This is a genomic window from Lonsdalea britannica, from assembly GCF_003515985.1.
Classification (GTDB): domain Bacteria; phylum Pseudomonadota; class Gammaproteobacteria; order Enterobacterales; family Enterobacteriaceae; genus Lonsdalea; species Lonsdalea britannica.
The window spans coordinates 1278757-1301328 of record NZ_CP023009.1 but is presented as its reverse complement, the minus strand read 5'-3'; the positions used below and the strand labels follow the sequence as shown (position 1 = coordinate 1301328).

The following is a 22572-nucleotide window of genomic DNA, read 5'->3' as shown; positions in this document are numbered from 1 at the left end:
ACATCCGTTGTCCCGTCAGTCACGAGACCCTCAAAAAACAACACCTCTCGACGAGAGGTGTCCAATATGACGTTTTAACCGCGCTGCGGCGTCGCCGGCATTTCCAGCGAACTCTGCCGTTATGAGGCAGGGTCTTCCGGATTTTCCTCGTCATTCCGACGTCCTTTACCGACGTAGAAACGGGCAAAAAAGACCCCTATCTCAAACAACAGATACATCGGTATCGCGAGCAGCGTTTGGGAAAAGACGTCCGGTGGCGTCAGCAACATGCCCACGACAAATGCGCCAACCAGCACGTAGGGACGTTTTTGCTTCAGCTCTTGCGGTGTCACCACGCCACTCCAGCACAACAGCACAATCGCCACCGGCACTTCAAACGACACGCCAAACGCCATAAACAGCGCCATGACGAAATCCAAATAATTATTGATATCTGTCGCAATCATCACGCCAGCGGGCGCCGTCTGGGCGAAGAAACTGAACGCCAGCGGAAAGACGATGAAATAAGCGAACGCCATGCCGAGATAGAACAACAGGCTGCTGGAGAACAACAGCGGCATCATCAGGCGACGTTCATGCTTGTACAGCGCAGGCGCGACAAAGGCCCAGACCTGATATAGCACCAACGGCGCGGAGGCAAACACCGAGACAATCAGGGTCAGTTTGATAGGGGTAAAGAACGGCGAGGCGACATCGGTCGCAATCATGCTGGCGCCAGCGGGCAGCTGTTTTATCAACGGTGCGGAGACGATCTGGTAGATATCGTTCGCGAAATAAACCAACACCACAAAGACTGCCAGTACACAAAGAATACTATTCAGCAACCGCTTACGAAGCTCGATCAAATGGCTGATCAGCGGCTGGGTTTCATCAACGGCCATAGATTAATGATCATCACGTGGTTGAGAGGGGGACGAAGGCGTAACGGCAGGCGATGAGGTTTTCACCTTGCCAGACTCGCCCGCGATGTTGTCCGCGGTTTGACTCTGGGCCTCGACGGTTTTTTCCGTCACCGGAGACACCGGCGCCGTTTCGTGGTCGATCACGCCATCATGGGCAGCCTCGGGGTCGTTCAACGGCTGGCTAGGCGCATTGCCTTTCGTTTCTTCATCCAGCGTGTAGCTACGCTTCATGGAATCCGCCGCTTCCTTCAGCTCGTCCATTGACGCTTTGAGTTCAGGCGAAAGATTCTCCAGGTTGCTGGCTTGTTCCACTTTCTTCAGGCTTTCCTGCAACTCTTGCAGTTTCATTTCCTGAACCAGTTCGTTTTGCACCGTTGACGCCAGAGAGCGTAAAGCGCGAATCCAGCCCACTACCGTTTTTACCGCCACTGGGAGACGCTCCGGACCTAACACCACCAGTCCGATAACCATCACCAACAGCAGTTCGCTAAAGCCGATATCAAACACCGATTACACCCGCTCTTTTGACTGACTCTTTTCTTCCTGCTTCGTTTCAGGCTGCTGTTCAGCAACGGTTTTCGTGTTGAAATCCGCGTCCTGCTGCTGCTGCGCCTTTTCATCCGAGGCAGACGTTTGATCGTCGCTCATGGCTTTCTTGAAACCTTTGATGGAAGCACCGAGATCCGAACCTAACGTTCTTAATTTGTTGGTCCCGAACAGCAGCACCACGATGACCGCGATGATCAACAAATTCCAGAGACTAATACCGCCCATGTCACTACCTCTTATGCAAAGGGATTATCAAACTGCCGTGTTTTATAACGGCAATCATGCTACTGATTACGATCTTATTCAACGCGTACAGCGCCAACCCACAATCCAGGCAACAATCCCAGCGGCGATCATGCCAGAAGGCACAATGTTCGCTTCAATATGGCTGGCCAGCAAGACCGTACCGCTCACCAACAGCGCCGCGCCGACGCCAAGAAGATAGCGAGACTGACCGTGCCGTACCCGCTGAACGCGGAGTTCATTCGCTAAGTGTTCCATACTTTCACGCAGCTTCTTGTGCTGGCGAAGTCCGTCATAGAGCAGTTCAGGAATTTCAGGCAATTTTTCCGCCCAAAACGGAGCTTTTTGTTTAAATGCGCGCACCATGGCGGGTATACCCACCTGGTCTTTCAACCAGGTTTCGAGAAACGGCTTGGCCGTTTTCCATAAATCCAACTGCGGATACAGCTGACGCCCAATACCTTCGACGTAGAGCAACGTCTTTTGCAGCAAGACCAACTGCGGCTGAACTTCCATATTGAAGCGGCGCGCCGTGTTGAAGAGGTTCAATAATACATGACCGAAAGAAATTTCTGCTAACGGCTTTTCGAATATGGGCTCGCAGACGGTACGAATCGCGAACTCAAACTCTTCGACATTGGTGTCCGCAGGCACCCAGCCGGAATCGACATGCAGTTCAGCCACACGACGGTAGTCTCGGTTAAAGAAAGCGATAAAGTTTTCCGCCAAATAGCGTTTATCTTCCTTATTCAAGGAGCCGACAATACCGCAGTCAATGCCGATATAAAGGGGATCTTCGGGGTGCTCGTAGCTGATGAAAATGTTGCCGGGATGCATGTCAGCATGGAAGAAACTGTCGCGGAAAACCTGGGTGAAAAAGACTTGAACCCCGCGTTCCGCCAGCAGGGGCAGATTCACGCCGTGCGTTTTCAACGCTTCCATATCCGACACCGGAATACCGTAAATCCGCTCCATCACCAGTACCCGCTCGGTGCAATAGTCCGAATAGACCTCCGGCACGTACAGCAGTCCGCTGTTTTCGAAGTTGCGTCGTAGCTGTATGCCGTTGGCGGCTTCCCGAAGGAGATTCAACTCATCCAACAGCGTTTTTTCATATTCCCGCACCACTTCGCGAGGCCGCAAGCGACGGCCGTCCGGCATCAGTAGGGGCAGCCAACTGGCCAGCCGTTTCATCAGTCTAATGTCGGCCTGAATGACGGGAAGGATGTCCGGGCGAATGACCTTAATGACGATATCTTTACCCGTTGATTTCAACTTCGCCGTGTGCACCTGAGCGATGGAAGCCGAAGCCAACGGTTTGGCGTCAAAATCGTCGAACCAGTTTTCCAGCTTGCCGCCCATCGATTTTTCGATTTGCTGACGCGCCAGCTCGCCGTCGAAAGGCTCAACCTGATCCTGCAATTTCGCTAGCTGGTCGGCGATGGCAGGAGAAAACAGGTCACGCCGGGTAGACATCATCTGACCGAATTTGATCCAGACCGGCCCCAAATCTTGCAGAGCCAGACGCAGACGCTCGCCCAAGGATTGATCTTGATGACGATTAGGCAACCAGAATAACAGTCGACGTACGACACGGACAGGAAGCGTCAGCGGCACGCGTGGGATCAGTTCGTCAAGTCCGTAGCTCAGTAGTACCCAGACAATGCGATAAAGGCGAATTAATTCCCCCGGCGTCATCACGTTTCCTCCAGTTTTGACAATCTTTCAGACAGTGCGTCCACCGCGTGATCCAAGGCCTCGACTTCGTCCCCGAACCACATCGCCTCCAGTTTTCCCGGAAGCAGCCGCCACTCTTCGGTCAGCGTTTCCGACAGATAATGCCGTTGGCGGCAAAGAAGTCCGCTGACGGCGCCGACCGTTTTACGGGCAGTCTGACTCAGACCTTCCGCAGCAATATCTCCTACGTAAGGCGCCAGCCATTCCGCCGGATCGATTTCTGCCAGATCGAGCAGCGCGATGAATTGCTGTGCCACCTGAATATCACCTTCCAACGTCAGTTCGCCGCTGCGCATCAACGCAGACAACTGCTGACGATCACGCAATTGAATCAGCGCAGACAGTTGGGTGATCAACTGGCAATCCGGCGTCGACGCCCACTGGCTGACGACGTCCAGCCGCTCTTCGCTGAAAATCAGCACCAGCGGCGCACGCAGCTCGGCGATATCGATACGCAGCGTTTTTCCGTGCAGGCGCTGACGGGCGGCCTTCATGCTCCGATCACGAAACAGTAACTGGTTGAGCGCCGTTTCCAGCGCCGCCGTCAGCACAGGCATTATCCGCATTGGCATATTCAGACTCAGAATTTAAATCCGCGATGCAGGGCAACCACCCCACCGGTCAGATTGTAATAATTGACGTTGTCGAAGCCCGCGTCGCCCATCATGGACTTCAGCGTGTCTTGATCCGGATGCATGCGGATAGACTCCGCCAGATAGCGATAACTGCCGGCATCGCGCGCCACCATTTCGCCGATGCGCGGCAACACGTGGAAAGAGTAGAGATCGTAGACTTTGCTCAACGCTTTCGTCGTCGGTTTGGAAAACTCCAGCACTAAGAGACGACCGCCCGGTTTTAATACGCGAAACATAGAGCGCAGCGCCTGCTCTTTTTCGGTCACGTTGCGAAGGCCGAACGAGATGGTGATGCAATCAAACGTGTTATCGGGGAACGGCAAGGCCTCTGCGTTCGCCTGCACGTAGCTGACGTTGCCGATGACGCCTTTGTTACGCAACTTCTCGCGGCCTACCTGCAGCATCGACGCGTTAATATCCGCCAACACCACTTCCCCTTCCTCGCCGACCAGACGCGAGAATTTCGCCGTCAGGTCGCCGGTGCCGCCAGCCAAATCCAGTACGCGTTGGCCGCGATGGACACCGCTGCATTCGATGGTAAAGCGTTTCCAGATACGATGGATGCCGAAAGACATCAGGTCATTCATCAAGTCGTACTTTGCCGCCACAGAATGAAAAACGTCAGCAACCATGGTCTCTTTGTCGTCTTTCGCCACGGTGCGATAACCAAAGTGCGTTGTTTTCTCCGAATCGTCTGCCATGTTATCCGCCTGCTATTGTCAAAATCTGGGTCTCCCCCACTTACGAAGAGTGTAACAGACCCCGCTTAAAAGCCACTGCCCTTCTTTGCCGCTGGGGGCTGATGCGCGGGTGTATCAGCCCGCGCCCCGTCAGAAGTTTACACCGCCCCCATAGGCGCGCTAACCGGATTTTTCGTCATGAAACGTGTCACTCGGCGTATCGTCGTCGGTATGAGACGCCACGCCCACCACATCACTATCCGCGATCAGCGAGGTTTTAATGGGCCGCTTGATTTCAACGCCGAGAGAACGAAATCCCTCGGCCTGGCCGATCAAGTTTCCACGACCGGACGCGACTTTTTTCATCGCCTGATGATAGCTGCTTTGAGCCCGGTCCAGATTTTGTCCTAACGTGGTCATATCGTCGACGAACAGCCGCAGCTTGTCGTATAGCCGGGACGCCCGCTCTGCGATTTGTTGCGCATTGCGACTTTGCTGCTCATAGCGCCACAGGTTGTTAATGGTGCGAAGCGCTACCAGCAGCGTGGTCGGACTGACCAACATAATGTTATTTTTGAGCGCCTCGGTGATCAGCTCAGGCTGTCGGTCGATGGCCAGCAGAAATGCAGGCTCCACGGGAATAAACATCAGCACATAGTCGAGCGAACGCAATCCCGGAAGCTGCTGATAATCTTTGCTGCCGAGCAATCGTATATGGCTGCGTATAGAGACCAAATGTTCATTGAGCGCGGCGCTCCTGTCGAGGTCGTCTTCGCTATTGAAATAGCGTTCATACGCCACCAGCGACATTTTGGCGTCGATCACCACGTCTTTTCCATGCGGCAACCGGACGATGACATCAGGCTGCATCCTGCCGTTGCTCCCGGTCTGTATGCTGACCTGCGTCTGATACTCATGCCCTTCCCGAAGCCCGGAGCTTTCCAGCACCCGACTCAGGACGACTTCGCCCCAGTTTCCCTGCGTTTTGTTGTCGCCTTTCAGCGCCTGAGTCAGGTTAACAGCCTCCTGCGTCATGCGGGCGTTAAGCTGCTGGAGATTGCGGATTTCGTGCGCCAGCGTGTGACGCTCGCGGGCTTCTTCGCCAAAACTCTCTTGTACCTGACGGCGAAAACCGTCGAGCTGTTCCCGAAGCGGCGTCAGCAACCGATCCAGGCTCAACTGATTCTGCTGGTCGACCTTCCGGCCGCTTTGCTCGAAAATACGGTTGGCCAAATTTTCGAACTGCGCCGACAGGCGCTGCTCGCTGTTGACCAGCAGGCGCTGTTTTTCTTCCGCCGCCAGCCGCGTCTCCTCAAGGCGGATCGTTACCTCGCGCAATTCCGCTTCCTGAGCGCCATTGGCCTCCCGCAGCGCGCGAAGTTCCTGATTGAGCTGTTCGCATTCGGCCCGCAGCGCCGTCATTTGCAGCAGCTTTTCCTGACCTGCCGCCAGTTGGCCGTGCAAAAGCCGAAGCTCGCGCTCTTGATCGTTCAGTCGCGTTTGATCCTGCTGGCGCGCCTCCCGGCTCTCGCTCAGGGCCTGATGCGCCTGCTGGAGGGATTGCTCCTGCAACTGTCGTTCGGTTTCGTAGCGCGTATGACGCTGCTGTTGTAATAAACTCGCCACCAGCCAGCCGATCATCAGACCGACAACGCCTCCGCCAATGCCGTAAAAAAGGGTGATTACCACACCGCCTCCGGGTTCTCTTGCCGCTGCCCGTCAAGGTAAAAGCATGCTGTATGGATGTCCAGAAAGGATTCAGGTCATTGCCGGAATTTGAAGGAAAAAAGGGAGGAAATACGATGCGGATTCAAGAATGGATGAAACGGAGGCGGAAAAATCCGCCTCCTTCGTTCATCAGGATAAGCTTTGCTTCGCTGCCGCGATAGCCGCCGCGACCTGCTGCGGAGACACGCCGCCTTGCGCCGCACGCTTGTCCAGACAGGACTGCAGCGACAGCACCGGATACACGTCGTCTTCAATGACGTCGCTGAAGTTTTTCAGTTCGTCCAATGACAAGGCTTCCAGCGCGGTTCCCTGACGGATAGCTTCTACCACCACCTCGCCCACAATATGGTGCGCTTCACGGAACGGAACGCCTTTTGCCACCAGATAATCCGCCAGTTCGGTGGCGTTGGCATAGCCCTGTTCTGCCGCTTCCTGGCAACGAGGGCGCTTAACCTGAATGCCTTCCAGTACCAGTGCGGCCATCATCAGGCTGTCGTGCCAGGTATCCAGCGCATCAAACAGACCTTCTTTGTCTTCCTGCATGTCCTTGTTGTAAGCCAGCGGCAACCCTTTCAGCGTGACCATCATGCCCGCCAGCGCGCCCTGAACGCGTCCGCATTTGCCGCGGATCAGCTCCAGCGCATCCGGGTTTTTCTTCTGCGGCATCAGGGAGGAACCGGACGTCACACGGTCAGACAGTTCGACGAATGCGGCTTCCCCGCTGTTGAAGAAAATCAGGTCTTCGGCGAAACGCGACAGATGCACCATGCCGATAGACGCGTTGGACAACAGTTCCAGCACATGGTCGCGGTCGGACACCGTATCCAGACTGTTGCGTGTCGCAGAGGCGAAACCGAGCCAGCCTGCCAACTGTTCACGATCGATGGGATAGGCCGTTCCCGCCAGCGCGCCGCAGCCCAGCGGACTGACGTCCAGACGAGCCAGCGTATCGGCTAAACGGCTTTCGTCACGCGCCAGCATTTCGTGGTAGGCCAGACACCAGTGAGCGAACGTTACCGGCTGAGCGCGTTGAAGATGCGTGTAACCCGGCATGACCGCATCCTGGTTCGCCTCCGCCGTCGCCACCAGCGCCTCGCGCAGATGCCGAAGGGTCTCCCTCAGTTCACCGATTTGCGCTTTGCACCACAGTTTCAGGTCAGTGGCGACCTGATCGTTTCGACTACGGCCGGTGTGCAGCTTTTTGCCCAGATCGCCCACCTTCTCAATCAGGCGTTGCTCCACCCAACTATGAATATCTTCGGCATCGCTTTGCACAATAGCCTGCGGATCGGCCTGAACTTCCTTTAACAGGACCGTCAGCGCCTGTTCCAACTGCTGCTGTTCCTGTTCGCTCAGTACATTAACCGTCACCAGCGCTTTAGACCACCCGATGGAGCCCGTGATGTCCTGTTCCGCCAAACGGTAATCGAACCGCAGTGAATCGTTGAACTGTTTGAAACGTTGATCTGCTGCCTGACTAAACCGTCCGCCCCACAAAGCCATAACTTTAACTCCCGGTATTAAATGATTGCGAGCGGATGGCACTCCATCGCCCGCCAGAAACGCTGTCTTACGCTGACTCGCCCAAGACGGGCAAGTCAGCTGTTAATAACGCAGTATTACGCCGAAATACGTGTGCCGATGGAGACGCCGTTAAATAACGCCGGCAGTTGCTCGGCATGACGCCAGCTGGCGATATCCACGGGACGACCCAGCGCGCGCGCGGCGTCGAGCGCGGCATTGACCTTGACCACCATGCCGTCGGTGATGATGCCTTGGGCGACCAGCGTCTCGGCTTTCTCCGCCGTCATTTCTTCGATGCGCTGACCTTTGCCGTCCAGAATACCGCTAACGTCAGAGAGCAGAATCAGATCCGCGCCCAGCGTCTGAGCCAGCGCCGTCGCCGCCTGATCGGCATTAACGTTCATCAGTTCACCCTCAGCGGTGATGCCGATGGAGCTGATGACCGGCAGATAACCCGCCCCCAGCAGCGTCGTCAGCAGAGCGGGAGAACCCGCGTCCGCTTTGCCGACATGACCCAGCGCTTCATCCAAACGCGTCACCACCGTACTCCCGCCGTCAGCCAGACACAGTCCGACCGACTGGATACCGTGCTTAACCGCCCATGACAACAGCGTTTTGTTCGCGGAACCCGCTAACGCGCCGGTGATGATGTCGATTTGATCGGCAGGCGTAACGCGCAACCCCTGCTTTTTCACGACGGGCAGCGACAGCTTTTTCATCAGGTCGTCGACCAGACAACCCCCGCCGTGCACGATAACCAGAGGGCGCTGATGCTGCTGGCGATACTCAACCAGCGCGTCGAACAAACGCTCCAGCGCCTCTTCACTATCCAACAGTACGCCGCCTAGCTTGATAATTAACGGATTCATGGGTCTTTGCGCCTCAGAAATAATCAGAGTAAGGACTGGGTTTCAGGGAAACCAAAACGAATATTCATGCACTGTACCGCTTGCGCCGCCGCGCCTTTCAGCAGGTTGTCTTCGGTGGATACGACGATCAAATGTTCATCCTGCACCGAGAAACCGATGTCGCAAAACGGTAAGCCGACGACGGATTTCAGCGCCGGAATACCTTTAGCGTAGAGCCTGACTAACGGCTTGTCGTGGTAGGCGTTGTAGTAGGCTTCAGCCACATCCTGCGCGGTCACGCCGGGACGCAGGCGACAAGTGATTGTCGCCAAAATACCGCGCGGGAAATTGCCCAGATGCGGGGTAAAAATCACCGGAATACCCAGATGCGCGGCAATTTCTGGCTGATGCCGATGGGTAAACAGGCCGTAAGGCTGCAGGCTGACTTCGCAGAAGCTGTTGGTCATGGTGGCTTTACGTCCGGCGCCGCTGACGCCGCTGGTGGCGTCGATGACGGGCCACTGATCGGTATTCAGCAGACGGCTTTCCACCAACGGCTTCAGCGCCAGCTGAGACGCCGTGGGATAGCAGCCCGGCACGGCGATCAGCTGCGCCTGTTTGATCTCTTCAGCCTGCCACTCGGCCAGACCGTACACGGCCTGCGCCAGCCAGTCGGCATGCTGATGGTCGAAGCCGTAATAGCGGCTGTAAAAATCGGCGTCCTGCACACGAAAGGCCCCGGACAGGTCAAATACGGTGCAACCCGCCGCCAAAAACTGCGGCGCCAGATCGTGGCTCACCTTGTGGTCAGTGGCGAGAAACACCACGTCGACGCCTTTAGCCGCGTCAGCAACATCAGTGAGCGGCTGGACAGGCAAATCGATGATGCCTTTAAGCTGAGGATGCAGATCGGAGAGTGATTTTCCCGCATCTACACTTTGCGCTGAAACCGCCAAAGCGGTTATGTTCATCTGAGGGTGACGGTTCAGGTACAGTGCCAGCTCCGCGCCGGTATAACCACTTGCACCAACTATCAACGTATTCAACATGAGATCCGTATACCTTTGTTATATCGCGATCGGTGAGACGAGAGCCGGGGACTAACGCGGATAAGCCGCTCCCCCCACGATGCCAGAAAAAAGCATAAGCGCGGTCCGCGCCGCAGTTTGTGATTTTCTTTCACCTGGCAATACTGTATTTTTATTCACAAAAAATGCATGAATATTGATACTATTCAAACCAGAGGCTGTCAACAGTGAAGATGAATTTACCCCCTTTTATTGAGCTGTACCGGGCATTAATCGCTACGCCATCCATTAGCGCCACCGATAGCGACCTGGACCAAAGTAATGAAACCTTAATCAACCTGTTGGCAGGCTGGTTTACCGATCTGGGCTTTCATGTCGAAGTCCAACCCGTTCCCGGAACGCGTCATAAATTCAACATGCTGGCGCGCCGGGGTGAAGGCAGCGGCGGGCTGCTGCTGGCGGGCCACACCGATACCGTACCGTTTGACGACGGGCGCTGGACGCGTGATCCCTTCACCCTGACCGAACACGATAATCGGCTTTATGGCCTGGGCACCGCCGACATGAAAGGGTTCTTCGCTTTCATTCTGGATACGCTGCGCGATATCGACCCTGCTACGCTCTCCAAACCCCTTTATATTCTAGCGACGGCAGACGAGGAGACCACGATGGCGGGCGCCAAATTTTTCTCCGAGTCCACGCGCATCAGACCGGATTGCGCCATCATCGGCGAGCCCACTTCGCTACAGCCGGTGCGCGCGCACAAAGGCCACATGTCCAAAGCAATCCGCATTCAGGGCCAGTCAGGCCACTCCAGTGACCCGACGCGCGGGGTCAATGCCATCGAACTGATGCACGAGTCCATCACACACCTGATGACATTGCGTAATACCCTGCAGGAGCGCTATCACAACGCCGCGTTCCATATCCCCTACCCGACGATGAACTTCGGGCATATACACGGCGGCGACGCGGCCAACCGTATCTGCGGCTGCTGCGAACTGCATATGGATATCCGCCCGCTGCCGGGCATGGCGTTGAACGATTTCAACGGGCTGCTGACCGAGGCGCTCGAGCCGGTCAGTTCCCGCTGGCCGGGGCGTCTGACCATCAACGAGCTGCATCCGCCTATTCCCGGCTATGAGTGCCTCGCCGACAGTCCTTTGGCGCAGGTGGTGGAAAAGTTGCTGGGGCAACCGACGGAAGTCGTGAATTACTGTACCGAAGCGCCGTTTATCCAGCAGCTCTGCCCGACGCTGGTGCTCGGCCCCGGCTCCATCAATCAGGCGCATCAGCCGGATGAATATATCGACACGTCGTTCATCAAGCCGACCCGCACGCTGATCGCACAGCTGATTCATCGTTTCTGCCAGCATTGATCCCTCGGTCTTGCCTGTCGTCGACGGGCAAGGCTCTCTCTTTCCTACCCGTAAGCCACCTTCGTTTTTCCACCGAAGTCCGGCCGCCCGAGGCATCAAGGACAATCCACAGCGCCTTCACGCTGCTCTCTGTGTAAAAATTTATTCTGAATAATCGGGAAATAAGCAGTGATGAATGCTATCAGGGCGGGCTATGCGCGAAATAAAAAACCACAAAAGAGAGTCAAATTGGCACGATTAATTACGTGAAAACGCAAAAACCATGCTATTTGATGGGTTTTTACGCCAATGAGGTGTCCCGCCAACCCTTGTCCTGCCTGGGTTCATTGGGGGTTAATAAGCTAGTCTTATCTTAGCGATCGGGTGATTAAATTTCGCAAATTGCCTTTTCCCTACAGAAACGGTTACAACTGTAAAGATAGTGCTCAACACAGATGGGCGCGATCCTCCATTGCCAGACAACAGCATCACTCCACTTTTGAAGCGTAATATTTTTACAGGACAACGAGAGACGGGTCAGGACAAATATGAATGAACAATATTCCGCAATGCGCGGCAACGTCAGTATGCTCGGCAAATTGCTTGGGGACACCATCAAAGACGCATTGGGAGAAAACATACTAGAGCGTGTTGAAACCATTCGAAAACTTTCCAAAGCCTCCCGCGCAGGCAGCAATGAGCATCGGCAACAGCTGCTGAATACGCTGCAAAACCTTTCTAATGAAGAACTTCTGCCCGTCGCGCGCGCGTTCAGCCAGTTTCTCAACCTGACCAATACCGCCGAGCAATATCACACCATCTCTCCGCACGGAGAAGCGGCCAGTAACCCGGAAACGCTGGCGTTAGCCATCCGCCGTCTGAAAGACAGCGATCAACTGGACGAAAATCAGATCCGCGAAGCCGTGGAATCGCTCTCCATTGAGCTGGTCCTGACCGCGCATCCTACGGAAATTACCCGTCGCAGCCTGATCCACAAGCTGGGTGAGGTGAACCACTGCTTAAAGCAGCTCGATCACGACGATCTGGCGGATTATGAGCACCATCAGATCATGCGCCGTCTGCGTCAGCTTATCGCCCAGTACTGGCACACGGACGAAATCCGTAAAGAACGCCCAACGCCGGTCGATGAGGCCAAGTGGGGTTTTGCCGTGGTCGAAAACAGCCTGTGGGAAGGCGTTCCGGCCTTTCTGCGCGAGCTGGACGAACAGCTGGAGCAGGAGCTCGGTTATCGTCTGCCGGTAGAAGCGACGCCCGTCCGATTCACGTCATGGATGGGGGGAGACCGCGACGGTAACCCCAACGTCACAGCGAAAATCACTCGTCGCGTGCTGCTGCTGGGTCGCCGAAAAGCAGCGGCGCTGTTCCTGAATGATGTGCAGGAGCTGGTGTCAGAACTGTCCATGTCCACGTGTACACCCGAACTGCAGCAGTTGGCGGGCGGCGACAGCGTTCAGGAACCCTATCGCCAGATAATGAAGACCATGCGCGCCCAGTTGGTCGCGACGCTGAACTATCTCGATACCCAGTTGGAAGGAAAATCGGCTCCCGAGCCGCATAACCTTTTGGTCTGTAACGAGCAGTTGTGGGATCCGCTACACGCCTGTTACCGGTCTCTGCACGCCTGCGGCATGGGGATTATCGCCGACGGCCAGCTGCTGGATACCATGCGCCGCGTGCACTGCTTCGGCGTACCGCTGGTCCGCATTGACGTCCGTCAGGAGAGCACCAATCACACCGAGGCGATCGCCGAAATCACCCGTTATCTGGGGTTGGGCGACTACGAAAGCTGGTCTGAAGCCGATAAACAGGCTTTTTTGATCCGTGAACTGAATTCAAAACGTCCGCTGCTGCCGCGCCAGTGGGAGCCGAGCCCAGAAACGCAGGAAGTGCTGGATACCTGCCAGGTCATCGCACAAACCCCACAGAACGCTATCGCGTCTTACGTCATTTCGATGGCGCGCACCCCGTCCGACGTTCTGGCCGTCCACCTGCTGCTCAAGGAGGCCGGTTGCCCCTACACGCTGCCGGTAGCTCCGCTATTCGAAACGCTGGATGATCTGAACAACGCTGACAGCGTGATGACCCAGTTGCTGAATATCGACTGGTATCGCGGCGTGATCCAGGGCAAACAGATGGTCATGATCGGCTATTCCGACTCGGCCAAAGATGCAGGCGTGATGGCGGCCTCCTGGGCGCAATATCGTGCGCAGGACGCGCTGATTAAAACCTTCGAGAAATATGGCGTAGCGCTGACGTTATTCCACGGTCGCGGCGGCTCTATCGGCCGAGGCGGCGCTCCGGCGCATGCCGCATTGCTCTCGCAGCCGCCGGGAAGTTTGAAGGGCGGTCTGCGCGTCACCGAACAGGGCGAGATGATCCGCTTCAAGTTTGGCCTGCCGGAAGTCACCATCAGCAGTTTGTCGCTATATACCTCCGCGATTCTGGAAGCCAACCTGCTGCCGCCACCCGAGCCCAAGAAAGAGTGGCACCACATCATGGACGAGTTATCGCGCATCTCCTGCGATATGTACCGCTACTACGTCCGCGAGAATCCAGAATTCGTTCCCTATTTCCGCGCGGCAACGCCGGAGCAAGAGTTGGGCAAACTGCCGTTGGGCTCTCGCCCGGCTAAACGTCGTCCGAGCGGCGGGGTCGAAAGCCTGCGCGCCATTCCGTGGATATTCGCCTGGACGCAAAACCGCCTGATGCTGCCCGCCTGGCTGGGCGCGGGCGCGGCGTTGCAGAAGGTGATGGATGACGGCAAACAGGATCAGCTGGAAGCGATGTGCCGCGATTGGCCATTCTTCTCCACCCGTATCGGCATGCTGGAAATGGTGTTTTCCAAAACCGATCTGTGGCTGGCGGAATACTACGATCAGTGCCTGGTAGAAGAAAATCTGTGGCCGCTGGGTCAACAGCTACGCAGCCAGTTGGAAAAAGACATCAAAGCGGTGTTGACCATCTCCAACGACGACCACCTGATGGCGGACCTGCCGTGGATTGCAGAGTCTATTTCGCTGCGCAACGTCTATACCGATCCGCTCAACGTTCTGCAGGCCGAATTGCTGCATCGCTGTCGTCAGCAGGACACGCCGGATCCGGATGTGGAACAGGCCTTGATGGTCACCATCGCCGGGGTGGCTGCGGGCATGCGTAATACCGGCTGATGGCGGTCAGTCAAACGACGACGGCGGGCTTCACCCGTCTGACCGCGACGACCCGTTCTGCGTCGTCGCGGCCCAGCAAGACATTGAGAGGCGGGCCGAGTATGCCATCACCCTGTGGCAACGTCGGTCCGCCTTTTTCTTTTTGTTGCCGTACTTAATCTAAATAGCGTTCACGTAAGCGTTCGCGCGCCGGCATATCCAGTCCGTAGTCCCGCATCAACCAGTTGTCGATCGAGCCGTGCCGCTCACGGATCGTCCGTAGCGCCGTCTGTAGAAACTCCTCGCGAGCCGACAAGATGAAGGAAAACGGCCGCATGGCCGCCTCGCCCAGCACCGGCGTCAGCTCTTCCATCAGGCGCTGGCGGAACGGTTCCAGCGTGGTTTCCGTCAAAAGATAATCTTCCATGACCGTCTGTTCATCCGCGCCCAGCGCGAATAACACCAGCGCTACGCCAACGCCGGTGCGATCCTTGCCCACGGCGCAATGCTGCACCAGCGCGCCCTCGCCCGGCGCCTGCAACAGCTGGACCAGATGGCGGTAGGCGCTGTTTTCGAACGGCAGACGTTCGTAGACGGTGAGCATGAAAGCGCGCGCATCCAGCTCGGCCAGTTTCTCCGACCCCAGCGATTCAAGATTCGCGGTCACCTCATGACTCGGCGGATTAGCCGGCATGGCATGATAGCTTGCCCCCGACCACAGTCGGTCCGGACGCTGCGCAGCCTCCGAAATATCACGGTAATCAATCACATGCACGACCGGCATCTCGGCCAGATACGTCAAGTCCTGATCGCTCAGTTCATTCAGTGAACCCGCACGCAGCAGTTTACCAGGGCGAACTCGCCGGCCGTCGGCCGTCGCCAGCCCGCCCAGATCGCGAAAATTAATCCCGCCGTTCAGCGGCAGGACGGAAGGGTGCAGCGTCTTGGCTAACGTCATAGCGTTCCTTTATTCGGTGGGAAGGATGGGTTCAGGAAAGCAGCGTCCGCGCCGCGTCCAGCACTACGTTCACCGATGCGGTTTCGGCCAGTTTCATCGTCGCGGCGTCCGGGATCTCCTGCTGGGTACGGTTCACGATAACGCCCGCGACCATGCCCGCGCGTAGCCCCTGACTGGCGCACATTGTCAGCAACGTTGCGGATTCCATTTCATAGTTCAGCACACCCATGCTCTGCCACTCTTCCATCGAACCACGAAAACGACGAACGACCCGACCTGAGAAGGTGTCGTAACGTTCCTGCCCCGGATAAAAGGTGTCGGAAGAGGCGGTGACGCCGACGTGTAGCGTATGACCCGCAGCGCGGGTGGCCTCCACCAGCGCCGACGTGCAGGCAAAGTCCGCGACGGCGGGAAACTCCATCGGCGCAAAATGCAGGCTGGCGCCGTCAAGGCGTACCGCCGCTGTCGTCACCAACACATCGCCCACGGCGATATGAGGCTGGATCGCGCCGGTCGTCCCGACGCGCAGAAACGTACGAACCCCCAGTTGCGCCAGCTCTTCCACCGCAATCGACGTCGATGGGCCGCCGATGCCGGTCGAGCAGATAATGACCGGCTGCCCCGCCAGTTCGGCGCGCCAGGACGTGAATTCGCGGTGGGATGCCAGAAACACCGGGTTCTCCATCAGACGGGCGATCTTCTCTACCCGAGCCGGATCGCCCGGCACAATCGCCAGTTCGGCACCGTGCATATCTTGTTGGGTTAATCCCAGGTGAAATACGTCTGACATATCGCTCTCCATCGATGTAGTAAATGAGAGGGCCTCGCCCTAATCTAATCTCGCGCCGCTCACCCGGTGACCCGGTAAACGTGGCGGATCCTGCAAAGGATCCGCATTGCTTGGTGACACTGTTATGTATAAATTTTCCGTACGGCGATAGCGCATACGCAAGGCGCTCGCCGCCGTCTATCCGCGATCAGGCGTTGATAAAGTCCTGCCAGTGCCGCACGAGATAGTTGTGCTCATCCATCACCGAATTCCAGACGGCAATGTGCCCCATGCGTTGCTCGTAGCTTCCCCCGTCACGCAGTTCGCCAGGCATGATCAAGGGGTTGCCGTGGGCATCCGGCAGCGTTTCGGCAGCAGGTTTGCCGCCGTACCAGAAATCCCATTCGGCATCAGAGAGATACGCGCGCGTGCGCTGCGGGTTAGAAATATAGTAGCCCTGTCGCGCCATGACCGCCCCCGGCCAGCCGGACTGCCACCAGTTCAGATAATCATAGGCGGCTTCTTTCACGCGCCCACTGACGCAACGCGACAGCGACAGACCGCCGTACCAGGCGCGATAGCCCTCTTGCGGCACCGCCAGCTTGAACCCTTTTTGACGGAAATGATGCCGAAAATACGTCGGTGCCCACAGGCTCTGTATGCAAACCAGCTGATTCCCGATGAGCTTGCTCGCTTCGTCATGCGTAGAATCCAGCGCGGCAAAATGCCCCTGCCTGCGCAGACCCGCCAGGACATCGGTCAGCCGATCGATCTCTTCCAACGTCAGGTTGCCCACATTGCCGAACTGAAACGATCCGCGCGCTTGCACCGCTAGTACGGCGTCCAGCACGCCCATCGAGGCATCATCCTGTAATGCGACCTGACCAAAGAACGCGGGATTCACCAACCATCCCCAACTCTCCTCTTTCCCCCTGAGCGAAGCCGGCAGACGCTCGACCTGATAAGCGAAGCTGTCGGCGTTGTGCGTCAGCGGGAGCATACTGATCCGCTCGGTGGGATGGGCGCCCAGCTCGCCGTTATCCTGCACATACAAGCGATGAGCCGGTACGCTGCCGCCGCTCAGCGCTTGGCCGGGCAACAGCGTACCTCGCTTGGGAAGGGCGTTAATTTCATCCCAATACTGCAGTCTTGCGATCTCAAGCGGCTGGATTGCCTGCGCAGGCCAGACAAAGTCAATATTGTGAAACCACTGGTCGTACAGATCGTAACTTTCAGGGTGCATGACCGCTATGCGCTGCGCTTCTTTGACGCTGCATACCCGATAGTCGATACACATGCCCAAATCCTGCTCCGCCTGCTTGCGCAGCAGCTCCAGCAGCGTCACAGAGGTTCCCAAAACTCGTAAGGTCACACCGCTGCTCTTCATCACTGCCCGCCGTTTGTCATGATCAACGACGTCTGAAAGTGCTTAATACCGCTTTCGCATCCTGAAATCCGCATCCCCCGATTCATGATGTTTCCTCGCCGCAAGGGCGCGAGCGTGTCACCGCCGGTTTACCAAGGTGCTGTCGGGGAGAAACGCGAAGAGATCCCCGAAGAGTGATGGGGATGTGCATTTTTTTCACGATAATAATACCTTTCAAGCTCAATAGAGATGGGCCATGCCGACCATAACCACCCATGGGCGAATCGTCAAACAGCCCTGAGAACCGCTCGTGTCACCACGAGTTCTGGCGCGCTCGCGCCAAGTTGTGCGAACGCATGAGCATGCGAGAACGCCATTGTGTCACCATTGTCCAGAATCGATGATACCGCAATCGTCAACCAACGGCAGTTGGCTGCGTTCAGGATCGCGCTTAATCCCACGTCGCCTTTTTGGGTCAGGGCATGACGTCGCCGGAATTTGGCCCCAGCGTTTGACCGACAAAGAGATTGCCACCCGGATCGCTGGCCAACAGCAGCACGGCCGGTGCGACCTCATCGGGGTTCCCGAATCGCCCCAACGGTAGCTCTGCGGCTTTGGCCTTTTTCCAGTCGCTGCTGATGCCGTCGATCATCGGCGTCGCGATCGGGCCGGGAGCGATGGCATTGACCAACACGTTGTGCGGCGCCATTTCCAGCGCCAGCGACTTGGTGAAGCCGATAACGCCCGCTTTCGCCGCCACATAATGACACAACTCCGCCCCCCCTTTGATACCCAGCTGAGAGGCGATATTGATGATGCGCCCCCAACGCTGACCCCGCATCCAAGGCAGCGCCCGCTGGGAAGAAAGGAATACGCTGCGCAGATCTACCGCCATCATTTCCTCCCACATCTCCAGCGTGATCGCCTCGCAGGGCGCTTGCGTCAACAGCCCCGCATTGTTGACGAGGATATCGATACCGCCGTAGTGACGGACGCAGTCATCAACGCTTTGCTGCGCGCCCGACGGCGTCGCGACATCTACGACGCTGCCATAGCATTCAACGCCGCGTTGGCGGCAACGCTCGACGACGTGTTCCAGTCCTTCCGCATCGCGATCGGACAACAGCAAGCGCGGATGGTGCTGTGAGAAAAGTTCGGCGATAGCGAACCCGATACCGCTGGCCGCTCCGCTGATAACAACGCGTTTATCCTGTAATGACATCCTATTCTCCCTCATCCGGCCAATGTGGATGGACCGTCGTCAATCATATAAGCGCTGGTCAGCGCAGAGAACAACCATGACCAGCGAAGTGAAAACATGCATAGCAGATAATCAAACGAAGAAAGCGATCTTGTCGTCGAATTCTGCATTCTATCCCATGACCTTCTACGCAGACCTTGAGCAAACCGACCTGATCATCTCACCTATGGGCTGCCATCCCGTTTCGCCGTACGACTCCCATCGCCGGAAAAGGTCTTTTACCTTCCCAGCAAACCTCCGAGAGTCCTTGCGGTTCGCCTCTTCAGTCATTTGTTTTTCCGAACGAAATGCGTTTTATCACTCGAAAACCCGCCGAATAGATAGCGATCTATTTAATTGATTCATCACTATTCGTTAGGTAAATGGGCAATTAGGACGACAAAAAAACAAAAGTTTACCGTTAATAATAAAAATATCAGATGAATATATCGCCATTATTTAAAAAATGGGAATGAGACAACATTTCCACCTAAAAAATCACTCGCGCAATGCGTGTCATCCATAAACGTATCTTATATTAAAACATCCATTATTGAGCGAGTATTATCCAGAAGGCCCGTTTTTCAAACGCCATCAGTCACGCACATCGCCGCAGAGGTGTGCGATAATGACGACATGCGCATGGCAGGGGGGACGATGTCATAAAGGATGTTAACTACACACGATAATAAAAAACCGGACATTCGTGGCACAGCACGTTACGAAATGATCCATCAGGTATTGCAACAGGCCATCAAGGCAAAAACGTTGCCTGTCGGACTGGTCATGCTGGAAGGACCGCTCGCCGAATTGTTCGGTACGAGTCGCGTTCCCGTTCGCCGGGCGCTTGGACTCTTGCATGAAGAAGGATTGCTCAGCCGCTTCGAAGGCCGAGGTTTCATCGTGGCCGCGGCGGACCAGGAAATAGAACCTGTGCGTATGCCGCTCAACCGCACCATGCTCGGATTCGATCAGCAGCAAGAGCTGGTGGATACACGCAGCACCGGTGAGAAAGTGCTCAGCGATCTGCATGAAGCGCTATCCACCTGTATGGTCTTTGGTCATTACCAGCTTAACGAGGCCAGTGCGGCCGAGTTTTACCACGTCAGCCGCAACGTCATCCGCGAAAGCCTGATGCGACTGCGCGATCGCGGTCTGGTCGAGAAAGAGCCCTATTCCCAATGGCTGGCCGGGCCGCTTACCGCCCGTGAAATCCGCGAACATTACGAAGTTCGCGCCAGTCTCGAACCCGCCGCGCTGCGTCGGGCCGGGCCACTCATCCCTCAAAAGCACATTGAAGCCAGTCTGACGCATATTGAACGCATTCGAACCAGTAAGGTCAGCACGGGGATTGAGCTTGAGCAGGTTGAAGACGATCTGCATCTGCTGAGTCTTGAGTTTGCGGGCAACCGCGCCTTGGTCGATATTCTTCGGCAAAGCCACTCTACCCTGACTATCGCGCGTATCTTCCACGAAACCCTCTCACTACCTGTTGACGAAGCAATGGTGAGCGAGCATCAGGTTATCTATCAACTCCTGCTAGAAGGTCGCTGGGACCTCGCGGCGCGAAACCTGGATGAGCATTTGGCGAATGCCCAAAATAGAACGCTTAAAAAGCTGAAAGTTCTGTCCGTACTCCCAGAACCCACGCTCCCCCCTACCTCCATCGCCTCAGCTGACCCACAGCATAACCCGGCAGCGAAACCCCCTCTGTTCCAGAAATAACATGTCAAAAATGAAGAAACCCACCGAACAGCCAATGCCCTCACAATAGCGACTCGCACGCCACGCCGCTGTGTTAACAGCGGCGGCTGAATTCGGTGAGTTAGGCCGATAGCCTGGCATTTGCCTGACCGCCGCTCGACCCAGAGCCACGGTGTTAACCCCAGCGCTTTATTTGGACTGCGTTATTTTTCGCTCATCGGGCAAGAGAAGAGAGAGGATCATCGCCACTGCGGCAACCGCAGCGACGCCAGCATAAATCCCCTGAAAACTGCCCACCCATGACTGAAAGTATCCACTGCCTGCATTACCCAAGCTGGTGCCGATACCCAGAAAAACATTAGCCACCGCGAAAATAGCGGTGGAAGTCTCAGGACTCGCCGCTTTGGTGATGTAAGCCGGAATAAGACCAAAGATCGCATAGAACGACAGGCCGAACGCAACAGCGGCCATGCGCAAGGTGATTGTTCCGCCCTCCATGGCCACGAGCAAGCCAGCGGCGAGAAGGAGGCTATACGAAAGCGCCAGCGTCATACGAACCCCAATTTTGTCAGCCAGCAGGCCAAACGCGAATCCACTGATGAGGCCAGTGACGCCGATCATGGACCAAAGCTGGCCGATAAATGAGATCGAAAAGTGCTGCTCATTGCCCAGGAAGGAAGCAAGGTAGTTCTGCCAGGGGCCGCATGCGATACCGCTCAATGCGAGCAGCGTCCAAATCAGGAAGTGCCGGGGGGTTGCCAGGGACTTCAATCGGGGGGATTTCTCCAGATTAGCCTGCTTGTCTAAACAATTTTGGGGGGACGCCTTCCTGAAGACATCCGCGGCCAGTCCACGTAGCACGGTATAACCAATGATAGCCACGGTAATGGAGATCGCGCCAATCACCATCCACACCGTACGCCAGTCATAGCCATGTATCAGAAAGGGAACCAGCAACCCCGTGGCAAACTGCCCATAGGCTGTTCCACTGGATATCAGTCCATTAATGCTCGACTGCCAGGCGATGGGGACGACTTTTCCTATGACGCCAACGGTTGGAATAACCGTCATTGCGGCACATGAGCCGAGTGCGATTAACAAAGCGCCCGCCTGCCATATGTTCTGTACTGCGGACAACAGAGTCAGTAAAAAACCGGCCGTCAGCGCGGCCGCAAAAATCACATTGCCACCGCCGAACCGGCGCGTTAAAGGCGAACAAAACAGGGATGCCGTCAGATACGAGACCTGCGCCCCTCCTGTGATGATGCCAACAGTCGGAATGCCAAAGCTGAGGCTTTCTTGCATGAAAGTGACCAGCACAGAGAAAAGGTACAACCCGAAGCCAAAAACGATTGCGATATAAAGCGTCAGGATGATTGCCACGCTGGCGGTACTGACCAGACTGGCGGGGCGAGACGTCATGGGTTTAGACTGCATAAAAGAGATTCCTTATCGCAAGGTGACGGCTGAGGATATCGAGTGTTTTGCGTAGGTATCCCCGTTTCCGTATCATCTATATACGATAACAACTATATAGTTAATTATCTATATAGAATAATTGCTATATAGATTCCACAAGCAAAAATAGAGAAAGGTTTATGCAGACAGAACCGCAGTTGCAGGAGGTCTTACATGCGCTCGCTAACCGCCACAGACTAATGATTATTCGCTGGCTGGCGGATCCCAAAGCACATTTTCCGATACAGCGTGATGGGGATCTGACTGAAGATGGCGTCTGCGTGAGTTTTATCACTGACAAAACCGGTCTGAGTCAGCCGACAGTCACCACTCATATGCAGGTTCTGGCGAAAGCGGGACTGGTGATTCCTACGCGGATAAAAAACTGGGTTTATTACCGACTTAATGATGCGGTGGCAGAACAGTTTTTGGGCGAACTGGGCGCCTTGCTACGCCGATCGTAAGAAGCGGGAGTTAAGGCTTAGCGCTTTGCATAAAGGCAGCGGGCTTCGCTCATCCTCACGACACCCACGTGGTTCATGCAGAAGAGGAATCAAATACCTGTCTCAGTTTATAACCGATTTGCTTGCCGTCAGGCGTGCGCCATGAAGATGAATGCGTGCTGTATGGACCGTCCCCACTCTGACATCGAAGATCTGACCACAGTCTATAAAGGCT

General features: G+C 56.0%; 19 protein-coding genes. 4 read left to right on the top strand and 15 right to left on the bottom strand.

Going from position 1 to position 22572, the window contains the following annotated elements; genetic code table 11:
- Positions 1-119: 119 nt before the first annotated feature.
- From tatC to argC, 10 genes are all read right to left on the bottom strand, one after another.
- Positions 120-881 carry a Sec-independent protein translocase subunit TatC gene (gene tatC / locus CKQ53_RS06115; RefSeq protein ID WP_085650791.1) on the bottom strand — a complete coding sequence of 254 codons (762 nt, stop codon included), beginning with the start codon at positions 879-881 and terminating at the stop codon, positions 120-122.
- A gap of 3 nt (positions 882-884) precedes the next feature.
- A complete protein-coding gene (gene tatB / locus CKQ53_RS06110) occupies positions 885-1409 on the bottom strand; it encodes a Sec-independent protein translocase protein TatB (protein WP_094117860.1) in 525 nt (174 codons plus the stop codon).
- 3 nt (positions 1410-1412) lie between these two features.
- The gene (gene tatA, locus CKQ53_RS06105) at positions 1413-1676 is read right to left on the bottom strand and encodes a Sec-independent protein translocase subunit TatA (protein ID WP_094117861.1); all 264 of its coding nucleotides are present in this window, start codon (positions 1674-1676) and stop codon (positions 1413-1415) included.
- Positions 1677-1754: 78 nt separating this feature from the next.
- Positions 1755-3392, bottom strand: coding sequence for a ubiquinone biosynthesis regulatory protein kinase UbiB (gene ubiB / locus CKQ53_RS06100; RefSeq protein ID WP_085650789.1), 1638 nt, complete (start codon positions 3390-3392; stop codon positions 1755-1757).
- Entirely contained in the window at positions 3392-3997 is a 606-nt protein-coding gene (ubiJ, locus tag CKQ53_RS06095; RefSeq protein WP_094117862.1) for a ubiquinone biosynthesis protein UbiJ, read from the bottom strand. The genes ubiB and ubiJ overlap by 1 nt, the downstream gene beginning before the upstream one ends.
- Before the next feature lie 14 nt (positions 3998-4011).
- Complete coding sequence (ubiE, locus tag CKQ53_RS06090; protein WP_085650787.1) at positions 4012-4767, bottom strand: bifunctional demethylmenaquinone methyltransferase/2-methoxy-6-polyprenyl-1,4-benzoquinol methylase UbiE; 756 nt, start codon at positions 4765-4767, stop codon at positions 4012-4014.
- 159 nt (positions 4768-4926) lie between these two features.
- Positions 4927-6435, bottom strand: coding sequence for a DNA recombination protein RmuC (gene rmuC / locus CKQ53_RS06085; RefSeq protein ID WP_094117863.1), 1509 nt, complete (start codon positions 6433-6435; stop codon positions 4927-4929).
- Positions 6436-6603: 168 nt separating this feature from the next.
- Positions 6604-7977, bottom strand: a complete 1374-nt coding sequence (gene argH, locus CKQ53_RS06080; protein WP_118894779.1) for an argininosuccinate lyase — start codon at positions 7975-7977, stop codon at positions 6604-6606.
- A gap of 116 nt (positions 7978-8093) precedes the next feature.
- On the bottom strand, positions 8094-8867 hold the full coding sequence (gene argB, locus CKQ53_RS06075; protein ID WP_094117864.1) for an acetylglutamate kinase: 774 nt from the start codon (positions 8865-8867) through the stop codon (positions 8094-8096).
- A gap of 23 nt (positions 8868-8890) precedes the next feature.
- On the bottom strand, positions 8891-9895 hold the full coding sequence (gene argC / locus CKQ53_RS06070) for an N-acetyl-gamma-glutamyl-phosphate reductase (RefSeq protein WP_085650783.1): 1005 nt from the start codon (positions 9893-9895) through the stop codon (positions 8891-8893).
- Between the two features lie 206 nt (positions 9896-10101).
- On the opposite strand from argC, the gene argE reads away from it, so the two are divergent.
- Positions 10102-11253, top strand: a complete 1152-nt coding sequence (gene argE / locus CKQ53_RS06065; RefSeq protein ID WP_118894771.1) for an acetylornithine deacetylase — start codon at positions 10102-10104, stop codon at positions 11251-11253.
- Between the two features lie 527 nt (positions 11254-11780).
- Positions 11781-14420 carry a phosphoenolpyruvate carboxylase gene (ppc, locus tag CKQ53_RS06060; protein ID WP_094117865.1) on the top strand — a complete coding sequence of 880 codons (2640 nt, stop codon included), beginning with the start codon at positions 11781-11783 and terminating at the stop codon, positions 14418-14420.
- 154 nt (positions 14421-14574) lie between these two features.
- On the opposite strand, the gene CKQ53_RS06055 is transcribed toward ppc, so the two are convergent.
- The 4 genes from CKQ53_RS06055 to CKQ53_RS06040 form a co-directional block, all read right to left on the bottom strand.
- Entirely contained in the window at positions 14575-15357 is a 783-nt protein-coding gene (locus CKQ53_RS06055; RefSeq protein ID WP_094117866.1) for a tyrosine-protein phosphatase, read from the bottom strand.
- 31 nt (positions 15358-15388) lie between these two features.
- Positions 15389-16147 (bottom strand): uridine phosphorylase, encoded by a 759-nt coding sequence (gene udp, locus CKQ53_RS06050; RefSeq protein WP_085650779.1) that lies wholly within the window; start codon positions 16145-16147, stop codon positions 15389-15391.
- A 187-nt stretch (positions 16148-16334) separates the two neighbouring features.
- On the bottom strand, positions 16335-17513 hold the full coding sequence (locus CKQ53_RS06045) for an ABC transporter substrate-binding protein (RefSeq protein WP_094117867.1): 1179 nt from the start codon (positions 17511-17513) through the stop codon (positions 16335-16337).
- A gap of 454 nt (positions 17514-17967) precedes the next feature.
- A complete protein-coding gene (locus CKQ53_RS06040; RefSeq protein WP_094117868.1) occupies positions 17968-18714 on the bottom strand; it encodes an SDR family NAD(P)-dependent oxidoreductase in 747 nt (248 codons plus the stop codon).
- Positions 18715-19401: 687 nt separating this feature from the next.
- On the opposite strand from CKQ53_RS06040, the gene CKQ53_RS06035 reads away from it, so the two are divergent.
- A complete protein-coding gene (locus CKQ53_RS06035) occupies positions 19402-20457 on the top strand; it encodes a GntR family transcriptional regulator (RefSeq protein WP_118894769.1) in 1056 nt (351 codons plus the stop codon).
- 168 nt (positions 20458-20625) lie between these two features.
- Here the strand turns inward: CKQ53_RS06035 and CKQ53_RS06030 are convergent, their stop codons facing one another.
- Entirely contained in the window at positions 20626-21873 is a 1248-nt protein-coding gene (locus tag CKQ53_RS06030) for an MFS transporter (RefSeq protein ID WP_094117870.1), read from the bottom strand.
- Between the two features lie 161 nt (positions 21874-22034).
- Between CKQ53_RS06030 and CKQ53_RS06025 the strand changes: the two genes are divergently transcribed.
- Positions 22035-22358: an ArsR/SmtB family transcription factor gene (locus CKQ53_RS06025; RefSeq protein ID WP_085650774.1), complete on the top strand. Its 324-nt coding sequence runs from the start codon at positions 22035-22037 to the stop codon at positions 22356-22358.
- The last annotated feature ends 214 nt before the right edge of the window (positions 22359-22572 follow it).

What these genes read in the sequence shown, in the direction of transcription:
- tatC (WP_085650791.1), bottom strand. Translation starts at nt 881, where the DNA reads ATGGCCGTTGATGAAACCCAGCCGCTGATCAGCCATTTGATCGAGCTT.
- CKQ53_RS06035 (WP_118894769.1), top strand. Translation starts at nt 19,402, where the DNA reads ATGTTAACTACACACGATAATAAAAAACCGGACATTCGTGGCACAGCA.
- ppc (WP_094117865.1), top strand. Translation starts at nt 11,781, where the DNA reads ATGAATGAACAATATTCCGCAATGCGCGGCAACGTCAGTATGCTCGGC.
- CKQ53_RS06045 (WP_094117867.1), bottom strand. Translation starts at nt 17,513, where the DNA reads ATGAAGAGCAGCGGTGTGACCTTACGAGTTTTGGGAACCTCTGTGACG.
- CKQ53_RS06025 (WP_085650774.1), top strand. Translation starts at nt 22,035, where the DNA reads ATGCAGACAGAACCGCAGTTGCAGGAGGTCTTACATGCGCTCGCTAAC.
- argC (WP_085650783.1), bottom strand. Translation starts at nt 9,895, where the DNA reads ATGTTGAATACGTTGATAGTTGGTGCAAGTGGTTATACCGGCGCGGAG.
- udp (WP_085650779.1), bottom strand. Translation starts at nt 16,147, where the DNA reads ATGTCAGACGTATTTCACCTGGGATTAACCCAACAAGATATGCACGGT.
- ubiB (WP_085650789.1), bottom strand. Translation starts at nt 3,392, where the DNA reads ATGACGCCGGGGGAATTAATTCGCCTTTATCGCATTGTCTGGGTACTA.
- ubiE (WP_085650787.1), bottom strand. Translation starts at nt 4,767, where the DNA reads ATGGCAGACGATTCGGAGAAAACAACGCACTTTGGTTATCGCACCGTG.
- CKQ53_RS06030 (WP_094117870.1), bottom strand. Translation starts at nt 21,873, where the DNA reads ATGCAGTCTAAACCCATGACGTCTCGCCCCGCCAGTCTGGTCAGTACC.
- argB (WP_094117864.1), bottom strand. Translation starts at nt 8,867, where the DNA reads ATGAATCCGTTAATTATCAAGCTAGGCGGCGTACTGTTGGATAGTGAA.
- CKQ53_RS06040 (WP_094117868.1), bottom strand. Translation starts at nt 18,714, where the DNA reads ATGTCATTACAGGATAAACGCGTTGTTATCAGCGGAGCGGCCAGCGGT.
- CKQ53_RS06055 (WP_094117866.1), bottom strand. Translation starts at nt 15,357, where the DNA reads ATGACGTTAGCCAAGACGCTGCACCCTTCCGTCCTGCCGCTGAACGGC.
- tatA (WP_094117861.1), bottom strand. Translation starts at nt 1,676, where the DNA reads ATGGGCGGTATTAGTCTCTGGAATTTGTTGATCATCGCGGTCATCGTG.
- argH (WP_118894779.1), bottom strand. Translation starts at nt 7,977, where the DNA reads ATGGCTTTGTGGGGCGGACGGTTTAGTCAGGCAGCAGATCAACGTTTC.
- ubiJ (WP_094117862.1), bottom strand. Translation starts at nt 3,997, where the DNA reads ATGCGGATAATGCCTGTGCTGACGGCGGCGCTGGAAACGGCGCTCAAC.